Genomic DNA, 12,976 nt, shown 5'->3' on the forward strand with positions numbered 1-12,976 from the left:
ACTTTTATTGACAACCTGCCTGAGGCTCATTTCCAGCCTTAATATTTTCAGCGAAACATGTAGCCATTTTACTAAACGACGGTTTGGCCTCTGCTCCACTTTCAAGGGCTTTAACAGCCTCTTCTTTATTCCCTTGTTTGTAATGAAGAAAAGATAACGAAACCCAATTTTGTTCATTGGCCGGATCCTTCTCTATTCTAGCTTCGTATAGTTTTATTAAGAAATCAATATCATTTACTTGGTTCACAACGCTAAGAAGAAAATCATTAGAGGAGATCCTACTTAACACATCATCGCTATTGGCCAGAGATTTGGCCTCATCACCCTGGTTATTAAGAAACAACATGGACATATAAAACTGCAAGGCTTCAGTGTTACGGTGGTCAAGATCATAAGATTCTTTGAAAAAATCTTTAGCCGTCTCATAGTCACCCTGGCTATAAGCTACAATACCCTGCTGTGAAATAATTGACTGCTTTTCCGGAGAAAGATCACGAGCAATTGCCATTTGCTTGGCAGCTTCATCCAAATTTCCAATCGCACGATAAAAACTGCCTACAAAGACATGGACCCTGGCATCACCTGGTTTCCACTCAATCAAATTCAACAGTTCTTGTTCGGATCTTGTTACATACTGCTTCTTAATGTCGTCTGGAATTTTTGAGTCCTGCATTATATTCATCGCTTGTTGAGCTAACTGCTCAACAATCTCTTGATAAGCAAACGAATCGCGACTAAGTGCACGATCAAATGCCTCTAACCGTAATTCCGGATCATTGGTACTGTAGCCATCTATTATGTCACCGGCGGCTCGCATACCAGGAACCTGCAAAGTATAAATAACCAAGACAACAACCACCGCTGCCACCGGCAAAGCGAATTGGTTAATTAAACTTTTATCAACCTTTATTTTATCAATTACCGCAATAGGGGTACCGACACGACTATGGATAAGAGCTAATATAACCGCAAAGAAAATGTAGCTGATAATATTATCGAACACTACCAGGTTGTGTGTGAAGTAACCAGTCAATATACCAAGCAGAACCGCCCGCTCTAATACAGTGAAAGTCTCGTCATCTTTTTGGCGAAGAGGCACAACTATCAAGTAATACAGACACGCAACAAAGATACTGAGATAAGCAATCAAACCAAGAAAACCACCAGTCACCAGCCAGTCCATGATTATATTGTGAGACCGGTCAAACCACTGTTCTTGATCAAACAAGAAAGGATCGTATTGCTCGTTAAATACATAGTTGAAGTTACTCTGACCCCAACCCAACACCGGGCGTTCTTTCACCCCTTCCCAGGCCATACCCCAGATAGTGCCTCGCACCTTAAGGTCTTCCGCTAAATTGATATTAGCGATACGAGACAGGTTAGGACTATCTTGAATAAAAGCAGTATCTTTGCCCAAAACAAAAACACCAACCCCAATAAACAGTAAGACAAAAAAACCAATAGCTACTTTTTGCAATTCTTTATATCGAGCACCAAAGATAGCAATATAGCCAATCATCACCGTAAGTCCCACACCAAGGCCCAAAGCCGTACCGCGTGTACCAGTCTCAATCAAAGTAAAGATGAATAATATTGACAGAAGACCATAGATAGCACGATGCCAGTTCACCTTACTTTCAACCAACATCCACAGAGCAATAAAGATGTGAAATAGCATGTATATAGCCAAATACGCAGCATTACCTAAGTAACTTTCTATACGGTTTTTTCCGTAGTTAACATCACCCAATTGCGACATACCGTAGAGAGCTACGATAAAAGCTACAACTAAGGTCGTGTGCAAGAAGTAGCTCCAAAGCTTTTTGGTGGTAAGAACACTACCCAACACCAACACATACAAAAATACGTGCACCAACGTAATATAGCCATCCATACGTTCAAAGTTACTCCAAAAACTTGACGGTGGATGCTTACCAAAGAGATCAGCAAAAAACATTACAACCAGGAGTAAAACAAATCCAGACAACACCCACGAGAACTTCGGTCGATACTTAACTTCCGACAAAGCCAAAACCACCCAGGCCACAAAAGCCAGCTCAACTAAGATTCGGAAAGCGAAGTTTTTACCAGTAATAAATGGAAAGAAATAATCATTAGCGACATAAAGTGTCAAAAAAGGTACAGCGAAAAGGCCACCGTATACCACTGCTTTTATAAAACTATTCATATGTGTGTCAATATAACATATTTAAAAAATACTATGCTCTAGACTATACAGAGTATGGTACTCGTAATATGGCTTTAACCACAGTTACTTAAGTAGTATTTTAAATGTTATACTGCTTAACACCTTGTAGTACATACCCTGTATGAAGAAACTAATCACCACTATTGTCAATGGAATAAGATATGAGCCCGTCGCTTTTTTTCACTATTGTTTATCTTTTTTAATTTACCCTCACTCTGTTGATTTTCATAAAAAAACTCCAACCGAACTAAAAGACGACTTAAAGAAGGGCAAGTCCCTTATCAGGGTGGGCGATGGTGAGGCCATGTTGCTTATGGGACGATCTATCCATTTTCAAACCTTTGATAATAAATTAAGAAGCGACTTAAAACAGATTGTTACTGAGTACAACCCTGACAGCAATTACGTGTTAGCGGTGCCCCACTTTGCACTAACAGAACCATTTCCCTCACTTAAAAAAAGAAGTCGCAATAAAATATGGAGACTTTTTCGCGTGCTATTTAAACGCCTGTTTAATAACCAAAGCGCTTATGCTGATGCTGTCATGTTTTATCACAAAGGAGTATTTGAAAGCACGATATTGCCCATAATCTCAGATAAAAAAGTACTAGTACTAGCTATGGATAGTGTTCAAAAGCCACTGACTAAGTATTTCAACAAACATTCAATCGATTTTAGTTTTGTACCCGTTCCAATTAGCAATGCTTTTTTTAGCGTAACTTACCTAATGGAACAGGTGAAAAATTTAGCTAAAAATAAGAACGCTACAGTATTAATCGCGGCTGGGCCAGCAGGAAAAGTTCTCGCTTATCGAGTTTTAGAACATAATATACAATGTATTGACATAGGTCACGGCATAGAAATACTAGGTCAAGAAGAAGATTATTCTTCCCGACTATAAATTATTACCTTACATTTTTTGAAACATCTAGCATGAAAGCCTTTATCATAAATTTAGCTAAAGACAAAGAACGACGCCAGTTCATGGAGGAACAGATGCGTAAATTAAATATTCCTTATGAAATAATAACTGGCACCGTTGGTGCAGGACTATCTATCAAAGATCGTAACACCTTATATAGTCCTGACTTAGCCATGAAAGAAAACGGTCACGAACTGTCAAATTCACAAATTGGCATAGCTGATTCTCACCGCAAAGCCTACGAAAGAATTCTGCAAGAAAAATTACCTTGGGCGCTAATACTAGAGGACGATGTGTTACTGGATCAACGAATTATATCTGTGCTTGATGACAAATTTGTAACTGAAAGCGGAGCTGACTGGATACAAATTGATTACGTTCCAATGAATAATACTTTTATTACAAATTGGATAAAGGCGACGATAAAACGAACAAATAAGAGTCACCGTTTTATATTTTACGCACTAGTAAAAATACCCTGGCTAATTTTATGGGGAATGTATGAATATACCCGCGAACTACTAGCAAGAAAAGGCAGACCCAGGGCGGTAAATTTTCTACGTCCTTTATATCTAGCTAGTGCATACATAGTTACCGACAAAGGTATAAAAAAAATGCAGCCACTCTACTCTCCATTACGATTTGCGGCGGACAGACTGCAAAATCAAGCCAGAATAAAAAATAATCTACATCTGAAAGCTGTGGTACCATTACTGGCGAAGCAAGAAAGAGAAAGATTTGCCTCTAATCAAATATACGACAATGAATAAAGTAATAAGAATACTAAAAAGGGATGGTTTGGTCTTTACCATCAAACGAGCTGTGGCTTGGCTAATTGGACATTCACCGTTTTGGGATAAGCTATCATTTAAGTTTTACAAAAACTATAGGCTGACTTTCGCTCCCTCCATGCTTACGTATGTCCTTTTTGCGCAAAAAACCGCCCGCGACGAAGACACAAAGGTCTTGGAGAGATTCTTAAGTGCAGGCGATATTGTTATTGATGTTGGGGCTCATATCGGTAGTACAGCCATAGTATCGGCTGACAAGGTAGGAAAAGACGGAAAGGTTCTGGCTTTTGAAGCATCTAAAAAATTCTATAAAATACTGACCACAAACGTGGACATCAATAGATTATCAAGCATAGTAACCTGCTTTCCGTTTGCTGTCGGTGACAAAAAAACAAAAGTTTTTATTAACGAGTCGGTCGCTGACGACACCACAAACTATGTGGGCGAGACAGGAAACTCTGTAGAACAAATAATCTTAGACGACTACACCAAAGACTTGCACGAAGTTAACTTTCTAAAGATTGATGTTGAAGGATATGAACCAGCGGTACTAAGCGGAGCAACCGAAACCCTCCAAAAAACTAAGTATGTTTACATTGAATTCTGTACTGATAACTTTAAGAATCTAGGTAGTGACCCCAACGAGATCATAGATGTATTAACAGATATCTTTACCTTACATACCTTAATTGATGATAAACTTAATCCGTTTGAATACAAAAATAATGAAAAGTACGCTACCAATATATTAGCTATTAAAAAATAATTATGCCCCCACACGTAAAAATAAAATTATTGCTAAAGAAATTATTACCGGAACAAATTTTTGGTATAGTGTTAAAATTATGGAGAAAAACACTAGCACCCTTTTTTGCTTATAATCCTGATCAAAAATATTATGATCTATATGTAGCTGAAAAAGGACTCGTAGTAAGCGGCGGTCCATTTGTTGGCATGAAATATATAGAAGAGTCAGCCGGCAGTGTACTATTTCACAAGCTGGTTGGTTATTATGAATCTATCCTGCACCCAACATTAGAGCAAATAAAAAATGAGAAATATGACACCATAATCGATATTGGTTGCGCAGAAGGATACTACCTAGTAGGCTTAGGAAGATATCTTTCTGATGTCCATCTAATAGGCTACGATATAGACGAGAGAGCCTTGACTCTGGTTGAGAAACTTGCCTCAGAGAACAACCTAAAGAACAAAGTGACTCTTGATAAGAAGTGTACACCAGAAAAATTATCTGCTCAGATAACGCCCAACACACTACTTATCTGTGACGCTGAAGGTTTTGAGGAAAAAATATTAAACCCAGAAATCTGTCCAGCATTACTTAATGTTAAAAAGATGATTATTGAGACGCATGATTTTGCGGCGCCCAGTGTGGAGAAAAAGCTAAAAGATCGTTTTTCAAAAAGCCACGAAATATCTTCCGTAACCTATCAAATGGCTGAGACTGACAAATACCCGTTTCTTCAACAGATTTCGAATAATAGAGATTTATACTACCTACTACGTGAACGAGGTGAGCAAGAGCAGGTCTGGCTGATAATGACAAAGAAGTAGAAACTCTGCACCATAAGTAGCCTCTAGTTTAAATCAGGATAGATGATGTGATCTATGCGTTCATCTGTATAAGCCACCTCAATTCCCCGACCAACATCAATCGACACCACTCCCTCCTTGGCTAATTCATAAACCAGCAACTTGCTGGCTGGCCCAAACGCCGCCAAGACAATCGTTTTTGATTTTCCATGTCTAGCCACCTCATCTAACACCTCTTTCTTTATTTGGTCATATTGATCAAAAGCATTGTTTTCAGGTGTTTCGACAAAAGATACGTCTGAGAATGGAATCGATTTATTGGCTTTAAACTTTTCTATACTATGCTGTCTGGTAACCAGCACCAAATGCCTGGTCTTTAAGAACGCTTCAAAATACTCTGGGAAAGTTTCATTATAGTAGAATAAAGTTGCATCAAAATACTTAGCTTTTTTGTTGAAGTATATTTCATAAAATGACTTCATTGGCATCCAACAGTTTAGTAGCTTGTCTTTTCGAAGTGTGCTATTTGACTTGGATATCGGTGTTTTATTTAAACCAATAACACACGATGACGATTCATCGTATTCGCTAATGATCTTAAAAAAAACTTCTTTGAGCTTTGGTTCAAATTTTTGGTAGCCAATGTTGCCATTATTCATTATATAAACCTCTCCATCACCAATTCTCACTAGGGATTTACCTGCCCGCAAAACATCTTCAAGTTCATCTAATTCATAATATTTTATGTCTGGTATGAAATTTGGATTAAAGTAATTTATAGCATAAGTAAACAAATACCTCGGATTACCAAGATGAAGTTTTAAATATCGAATTGTTCGCTTTAGATAATTCATGCTTATAGATTAAAATCTGCACTTGAGAGATTTTGTTTAGAACACAAGTAATTAGTCACCCCATTAGCAAACTCTTGTACTTTATATATCTTTTTTTGTCCCTCATCAATAGCGATGATCTCATACTCCTGTGGCAGCATGTTATACAAGCGCGAAAAATAATCTTTGTTCAAAATCTCTATCATGAAAGTAAGCCTTCTGCTTCGCATAGCATTAACCATACCCTGTAACACTCTCTCCTCAGCACCTTCAACATCTATCTTACACAAAACACTTAAATCATCTGTTATATTAAGTTCGTCCAAAAAAGCATCGACTGTAGTCATAGGACACGGTAATTCTGTCATAACATTACCTTGTCGGTAATTATTTGCAAACTCTTTGTTTACAGAGGCAACATCAACCCAGCCTGAGCGTGGTATATACAGAGTTTCACTACCTATTCTATCCCCAATTAATTGGGTCTTGAGAAAAATATTATTTGGTTGATTAAGCTCTATATTTTTCTCCAACATCTTTACCACATCAGGCACTGGTTCAAACGCATAAATTTTGGCCTCTGAATTTGTCGTAGCAATAAGCGAATATACTCCGGTATTTGCTCCTATGTCTAAAACAATATCCGATTGTTTTACTAGAGCTGACCACAACTTAAGCTGTGTCGACTCCCACTCTCCAAAAATTCCATACCAGAAAATAAACATTTCTATCGGCTGGTTGTATGATTGCAGATAAAGTCTTTTGTTGTTAACTACAAAATCAACCACACCGCGATAGTCTAGCTTCTCTGCAAATCGATAATATGGCAACTTAAACCCTAAGTTACGCATTGTATGTTGTATCCACTCGAATTTAAGCAAAGGATAAATTATGTTAAATATCTTCTCTATACCTAGTTTAATTTTCTTACTCATTTTATTCTTACGTTAGACCATATATAAATTACAATTGTATACTAAATGCGTTACCCAGCATAAGTATTACATACAATCCTAGACTTAAGAAATTCCTGACTTGCTAGATTTTTGTCTTAAGCTATCAGACACTTTGTATGCTGATATCTTTTTCTAATCCCAGATCATACGATATACATATTCTATGATATATTAATTCGTATCATCCTGCCCTTACTATGTTCAACCTAAATAGTCTGTTAGTCAAAATTTCCGCTCATAATCCTAGGCGTTATTTTAAAAGCGCTATTTGGCTTAGTATGTCAAAAGCAATCTCAATGGTGATTTCTATTATTGCCACCTTTTATATAGCCAGAACACTTGGTCCACAAAACTTTGGTGAGTTATCATATGCGCAAAGTGTTATCGGCATCTTAGCTTTATTTGGCGCCCTTACCGGCGTACTGTACCGAGACATCGTAAAACATCCAGAGCGAGAAAACACCCTCCTCGGTACAGCATGGACAATTTCTTTTTCAACCGCCTTTATGACGAGTGTATTAGCCCTTGGGTATGCTTTTTTTACTCCTCACGATCAGTTGACAATTGCGGTTATTGCCATACTTTGTGTAGCACAATTCATCACCCCTTTTTCCGTTATCCAAAATGTATTTTACTCTAAAACGGAAACCAAACGACTATCCATCATAACCCTAACCAATCACCTACTTATTTCTACAGCAAAAATAGTAGTAATGGTTCTGGATCAAGGTGTTTTGGTGCTAGCCTCAATATTGGTCTTTGAGCAAGTGCTCATAGCCACGTCGCTACTAATTCTATACAAGATTACTTTCAATAAAGTAGCTTGGTCTTGGCAATTTGACCTATTTTATGCAAAACAACTAGTTAAGGATTCCTTTCCCTTCATGATTGTAGCCGCCAGTGCCGCTATCGCCGCCAGAATAGACCAGATCTTTATAAAACACTCCATAAACATAGAGACAGTAGGTTTTTATGGGGCGGCCGTACAAATGACCGAAATGTGGCAATTCCTCCCCGGGATTATCCTTACCGCAATTTTTCCAGCCATCGTAAACGCCAGACACAACCTGAGCGTACATAACCGTCGACTTTTAGCTTTAGTTGGTGGCTTCATCGGCTACGGAGTGGTTTTGTCATTAATTATTTATATATTCGCACCAAAAATAATCACAATTATATACGGAGAAGCATTTTTTGAAAGTATTCAATTATTGCAGATATATATCTGGTCTCTAACTGGCACCATCTTAACCTTCATCATGCAAACGGTAATGATGAACGAAAACTTCTACCGAATACAAATCTACACCGCTGTTATACCGATGATATTAAATGTTATACTAAATATCATTTTGATACCAAAAATGGGTGCGCCTGGAGCAGCTTTTGCAACAGTTATCTCTTACTCTATAAACCCACTTGTCCCTCTACTCTTTAAACCAATGAGAAGACTATTTTGGCAAAAGTAATAAGTTCGCTTGTTGATAAGAAAAATCTTTTACCCATTTTTTCACATCATCAATCACAAAATCACCATGATCAACATCAATAATCTGATAGCTCAGGGACTCAAAATATGACAACATCAAAAGACCAACGTCTAAACCCCTATCGCCCCAAAGCGTTGGTGAGTATTCTAATATAATTGCGGGCTTATCCTTTTCTATCGTATTTTTAAGACCCTTAACCACCTCAAATTCATAGCCTTCAGTGTCTATTTTTATCATATCTACCTTCCTTTTTTCACCGAGCAATAAATCATCTGGTATACACACTTCCACTTCTTCCGTTTCAGCGTTTTCTGTTGTGGCAACTAATGACGACCCGCCCAAATTATCTTTTTTCAAACTTATATTTGATACCAACACTTCATCGCCACAGGCTTTACGTACCAAACTAACTCTACCTTCAAAACCATTCAACTTGACACTGTCATACAATTGATCGGCCAAAAAAGAAACCGGTTCAAAAGCGACGACCTTACCGCCCTCGCCGACGACAGAAGCGGCAAATAATGTATGTTGTCCAATATTCGCACCAATATCGACAAAGAAACCTCCTTTGGGTAAGTATTTGTCTATTTTTGCTAATATATGGGGCTCATACACGTCGCCAATAAATATGGATCTATCCACTAATCCGTTTTTGGGATCTAACCAAATAGAAAATTTGTGATTACCATATTTTGCAACATGAACCACCTTCTTCTTAAATCTACTCACTTTATAGTTTCGCCATAATGAGAAAAAAGGGATAAAAACAGTAAATAATCCTGAGTAGATTTTTGGAAACTTTTCTCTTATGTATGTTCTTATTTCGTAAGGTCTCATAATAGCAAAATTAAAAATTATTTTTATCTACTTGCTCCACCTCTTTTATAAACAAAGACACCATTCTTTCTATCGAAAATTGTAACACTCGATGACGCGCGACAGAACCCATAACAGATAATTTAGTGGTATCAAAACACTTATCTAGAGCGTCACAAAGAGCACCAACATTCCCGGTTTCAAAAATAAAGCCGGTAGTCTCGTCACTCACATAGACATTGGAACCAACCGTGTCGCTAGTAATGGTTGGCAACCCGCAAGCCATCGCCTCAGGTACCACTATCCCTATAGCCTCGTTATAACTTGGCAATACTAAAACATCATGCTGATAGTATAAGTCGGGTATTTTTGAAACTGGCACAGTCGGTAAAATATTTATTACATTTTCTAAATTGTTTAACTCAATCATCTTTCTCACCTTTTTCATCCCAACGGTATCACGACCAATTAACGTTACAGACACCGATCTGCCCTTTTTAACTAGTACTGAAACAGCCTCTATAAGGTCAGAATGACGCTTAAATGGCACGAAACGAGAATTCATAATAACACGTAGTTTATTATCTGGTAGCCAAATTTTATTCGTAGCTGGTGAAAATGAATCTGTATCTACCGGATTAGGCATAACTACCACTCTCGCCCCTGGTAACTTCTCATTAAAAAAATCCTTACCTTCTTCACTAAACACAAAGACTGTATTGATTTCCTTCTCTCTTCTAAGAAAAAAGAAGATTACCCTCATGATAGCAGAAGAGATAAAATTTCTTGGCCACCTTTTGGTCTCGCTGTACAAGATCATTTTTTTCCCTTTATGTTTTCGGACATAAGATACACACTGCCAAAAATATCCATGAAAAAAATCAGTTACCACCAAGACGTCAGGGTTCTCCTTATCTAGTGCTTCGCCCAGATTAGTAAAAGAAACCGGCCACGATAGTTGAGTTGCCACCTTAGTCAAGATATCTGAAATAATGCTGGTCTTTGGTATTAAAGCAACCACCCGATTACTAAAATCTGAAGGTAATTTAGGAACGAAACGCTCGTCACAAAATAGAATATGTTCGCATCTATTGCCGAGCTCCTTGTAGTGCGCCAGGGTAAAAATTGGCATCATGGTAGCTATCTTCAATTTCATATTTGTTTCACTTTTTCTTTAATCCTCTCTACATACTTAGCCGAAGAAAACACCTCGCTAGTCTGCAGAACCCTACTGTGCAATTCAGTCTGTAAAGATTCATCGTCTAGGACATTAATTATCTTCGTCACCGCATCTGCCTTGTCATTATATATAAGACGATTATCGTTGACTATCTCTAGTTGACCACCGCCATTTGGAACAAAGACAACACAGCCGGAGCGCTGCATTTCAGCCAACACAATTCCGAACTGCTCATCCTTAGTACCATTTATTCCAAATCTGTGCTCTTGACATATTTTATCTAACTCTAGGTTGGTAACCGAACCAACCATTTTTATCCATGAGTTGTCTTCGGCTATCCTTTTTATCTTTTTAGCGTACATGTCCTTATATATCGGACCGACAATAGTTAGACCAACATCATACCCCTTGTCTCTAATAGACTTAATTATTTCAATACATTTCTCTATACGCTTCTCGGGAGATATGCGACCAACAAACAAAAAGTTATTATCGCGGTCTAAAAATGACCTATTTGAAACCAAAACTGATTTGACTGGCGGGTAGACGGTAGCCACATCCGTAGTTGGATAGTGTTCTCTTATTACGTTAGCTGTCCAGTTAGAACAAGTCATGAATTTGTACTCATCTACCCGTTCTTTCTTATAACCAAATAGCGCCGACAATGCATGTCTTACGCCACTCTTGGTTGTAGAATCTATCATTGGGTAATGTATGTACTGTAAAGACAGACTCTGTATATTTCCAAAATCAAACTCATTGTATGAAGAAATACAAACATCATAGTTTTTTGCCTGTAACCTGACCAGCAACATAAACACAAAGGTATGCAAAAACCAAGACCAGGAAACCAGTGGACGTATGAAAGACCAGCCTTTAACCTCAATCACTTTAAAATCCTGTGGCCTTAGATTGGTTCCATACTGATCATTAATGCGTGAAATATCCTGTAGCATAGCACCCTTGTGTGGCACAGCTAGAGACAACTCATAATCACCTTTTAAGGCCTCTAGCATCCAAACACACACCGCTTCTGCTCCACCGATATGCTCAAGACCAAATGTTTGTTGATGTACGATAAGGACCTTTTTTTTCATAGTATTTTTTTGAATAATGACTCAATTTGGTCGACAGTCTTTTCCGGACTAAAGAAAGCGGCTCTGAGCTTAGCTCGGTTATGATAGTCGGTCTTGCCCGACAAGATTATGTTTAAAGCTTTGTTAAACTTAGGAGAAATATTTTTGGGCGATTTATTAAGAACATCTATCAAAATACCAACGTCTGATTCATAAGGATATTCTAGATCAACATCAGCCTCTATATTCATAACTTCCCGCGGACCATAAGGAGCATCAATACAAACGATTGGTAAGCCAGCTGACAAAGCTTCAATTAGTGACACCCCTAAAGATTCTTGCTTTGCACAGGACAAATAAGCGGTAGCGGATGATAATTCTTGACATAAATTATCAGTAACTCCAGAAAAAATAATTCGCTCTGTAAGACCAGCTTTTCTAACCTTATCTTTTAGAATTTCCTCGATACTTCCCTCTCCAAAGATTATCAAATTTCCCCTACCACCAGACTGTACGTACCTTATAAATATCTCTACTAATATATCCACTCCTTTTACATACTCAAGTCTGGAAGCTGTAATAAAAATCGGATCAACAGTTTTTTGTTTAATTACTTCACACTTTTTCACTGGGTTATAAGCAAGAATCACTGGCGTACCTGGAAAATTATTTTTTAATTCTTCAACAACACCCGAGGACACACCAACAAAACCATCTGCATATTTATAAAATATTTTTCTTAAAGTAGCGTAACCAGTGTCATTTAGAAATAACGATTGATGTTCATAAACAATCACCGGCACTTTTATTATTCGCAAGAATTTTAACAACATCAAAATAATAATCGTACCGGAAGCAGACACTACAATCACCTGCGGTTTATTACTTTTATAAACTTCACTAAGCCAAGTAAACCGTTTATAAATTCGACTTAATTTACCGAAAATTCCCACTTTTTCAAAATCACCGAACAAGTGATAAATATCACCCCAAAAGTCATGTTCAGGTCTAACTCCGTAAAAAGTAGCGGAAGAGACCATATAACCACGTCTAGAAAAAACCTCTGCTACTAGCGGAACTACTTTTTCTATTCCTCCAATACCCGACAATTTTGGCTGCACAAAAAGTATCTTGTTCGCCATA

The 12,976-nt window shown here is 37.7% G+C and carries 12 protein-coding genes; 5 read left to right on the top strand and 7 right to left on the bottom strand.

Annotation, left to right across the window (positions count from 1 at the left end):
- Positions 1 to 4: 4 nt before the first annotated feature.
- Complete coding sequence (locus H6779_01600; protein USN88123.1) at positions 5 to 2,191, bottom strand: O-antigen ligase family protein; 2,187 nt, start codon at positions 2,189 to 2,191, stop codon at positions 5 to 7.
- Between the two features lie 142 nt (positions 2,192 to 2,333).
- Between H6779_01600 and H6779_01605 the strand changes: the two genes are divergently transcribed.
- From H6779_01605 to H6779_01620, 4 genes are read left to right on the top strand one after another with little or no spacing between them, the layout of a single operon-like run.
- Positions 2,334 to 3,113, top strand: coding sequence for a DUF1792 domain-containing protein (locus H6779_01605; GenBank protein ID USN88124.1), 780 nt, complete (start codon positions 2,334 to 2,336; stop codon positions 3,111 to 3,113).
- Between the two features lie 32 nt (positions 3,114 to 3,145).
- Entirely contained in the window at positions 3,146 to 3,904 is a 759-nt protein-coding gene (locus H6779_01610; GenBank protein ID USN88125.1) for a glycosyltransferase family 25 protein, read from the top strand.
- Complete coding sequence (locus H6779_01615) at positions 3,897 to 4,691, top strand: FkbM family methyltransferase (protein ID USN88126.1); 795 nt, start codon at positions 3,897 to 3,899, stop codon at positions 4,689 to 4,691. Before H6779_01610 ends, H6779_01615 begins: the two co-directional genes overlap by 8 nt.
- 2 nt (positions 4,692 to 4,693) lie before the next feature.
- Positions 4,694 to 5,500: a methyltransferase domain-containing protein gene (locus H6779_01620; GenBank protein USN88127.1), complete on the top strand. Its 807-nt coding sequence runs from the start codon at positions 4,694 to 4,696 to the stop codon at positions 5,498 to 5,500.
- Between the two features lie 23 nt (positions 5,501 to 5,523).
- Here the strand turns inward: H6779_01620 and H6779_01625 are convergent, their stop codons facing one another.
- Positions 5,524 to 6,333: a DUF1792 domain-containing protein gene (locus H6779_01625; GenBank protein ID USN88128.1), complete on the bottom strand. Its 810-nt coding sequence runs from the start codon at positions 6,331 to 6,333 to the stop codon at positions 5,524 to 5,526.
- A gap of 2 nt (positions 6,334 to 6,335) precedes the next feature.
- Positions 6,336 to 7,247 (bottom strand): FkbM family methyltransferase, encoded by a 912-nt coding sequence (locus H6779_01630; GenBank protein ID USN88129.1) that lies wholly within the window; start codon positions 7,245 to 7,247, stop codon positions 6,336 to 6,338.
- A 299-nt stretch (positions 7,248 to 7,546) separates the two neighbouring features.
- On the opposite strand from H6779_01630, the gene H6779_01635 reads away from it, so the two are divergent.
- Complete coding sequence (locus tag H6779_01635; protein ID USN88130.1) at positions 7,547 to 8,737, top strand: flippase; 1,191 nt, start codon at positions 7,547 to 7,549, stop codon at positions 8,735 to 8,737.
- On the opposite strand, the gene H6779_01640 is transcribed toward H6779_01635, so the two are convergent.
- From H6779_01640 to H6779_01655, 4 genes are read right to left on the bottom strand one after another with little or no spacing between them, the layout of a single operon-like run.
- On the bottom strand, positions 8,720 to 9,598 hold the full coding sequence (locus H6779_01640) for an FkbM family methyltransferase (protein ID USN88131.1): 879 nt from the start codon (positions 9,596 to 9,598) through the stop codon (positions 8,720 to 8,722). The genes H6779_01635 and H6779_01640 overlap by 18 nt on opposite strands.
- Positions 9,599 to 9,608: 10 nt before the next feature.
- Positions 9,609 to 10,733 carry a glycosyltransferase family 4 protein gene (locus H6779_01645; GenBank protein ID USN88132.1) on the bottom strand — a complete coding sequence of 375 codons (1,125 nt, stop codon included), beginning with the start codon at positions 10,731 to 10,733 and terminating at the stop codon, positions 9,609 to 9,611.
- A complete protein-coding gene (locus H6779_01650) occupies positions 10,730 to 11,854 on the bottom strand; it encodes a glycosyltransferase family 4 protein (protein ID USN88133.1) in 1,125 nt (374 codons plus the stop codon). The genes H6779_01645 and H6779_01650 overlap by 4 nt, the downstream gene beginning before the upstream one ends.
- Entirely contained in the window at positions 11,851 to 12,975 is a 1,125-nt protein-coding gene (locus H6779_01655) for a glycosyltransferase (protein ID USN88134.1), read from the bottom strand. The genes H6779_01650 and H6779_01655 overlap by 4 nt, the downstream gene beginning before the upstream one ends.
- Between the last annotated feature and the right edge of the window lies 1 nt (position 12,976).

The organism is Candidatus Nomurabacteria bacterium (assembly GCA_023898525.1).
Taxonomy (GTDB): domain Bacteria; phylum Patescibacteriota; class Minisyncoccia; order Phycocordibacterales; family UBA918; genus OLB19.

What these genes read in the sequence shown, in the direction of transcription:
- H6779_01600 (USN88123.1), bottom strand. Translation starts at nt 2,191, where the DNA reads ATGAATAGTTTTATAAAAGCAGTGGTATACGGTGGCCTTTTCGCTGTA.
- H6779_01605 (USN88124.1), top strand. Translation starts at nt 2,334, where the DNA reads ATGAAGAAACTAATCACCACTATTGTCAATGGAATAAGATATGAGCCC.
- H6779_01610 (USN88125.1), top strand. Translation starts at nt 3,146, where the DNA reads ATGAAAGCCTTTATCATAAATTTAGCTAAAGACAAAGAACGACGCCAG.
- H6779_01615 (USN88126.1), top strand. Translation starts at nt 3,897, where the DNA reads ATGAATAAAGTAATAAGAATACTAAAAAGGGATGGTTTGGTCTTTACC.
- H6779_01620 (USN88127.1), top strand. Translation starts at nt 4,694, where the DNA reads ATGCCCCCACACGTAAAAATAAAATTATTGCTAAAGAAATTATTACCG.
- H6779_01625 (USN88128.1), bottom strand. Translation starts at nt 6,333, where the DNA reads ATGAATTATCTAAAGCGAACAATTCGATATTTAAAACTTCATCTTGGT.
- H6779_01630 (USN88129.1), bottom strand. Translation starts at nt 7,247, where the DNA reads ATGAGTAAGAAAATTAAACTAGGTATAGAGAAGATATTTAACATAATT.
- H6779_01635 (USN88130.1), top strand. Translation starts at nt 7,547, where the DNA reads ATGTCAAAAGCAATCTCAATGGTGATTTCTATTATTGCCACCTTTTAT.
- H6779_01640 (USN88131.1), bottom strand. Translation starts at nt 9,598, where the DNA reads ATGAGACCTTACGAAATAAGAACATACATAAGAGAAAAGTTTCCAAAA.
- H6779_01645 (USN88132.1), bottom strand. Translation starts at nt 10,733, where the DNA reads ATGAAATTGAAGATAGCTACCATGATGCCAATTTTTACCCTGGCGCAC.
- H6779_01650 (USN88133.1), bottom strand. Translation starts at nt 11,854, where the DNA reads ATGAAAAAAAAGGTCCTTATCGTACATCAACAAACATTTGGTCTTGAG.
- H6779_01655 (USN88134.1), bottom strand. Translation starts at nt 12,975, where the DNA reads ATGGCGAACAAGATACTTTTTGTGCAGCCAAAATTGTCGGGTATTGGA.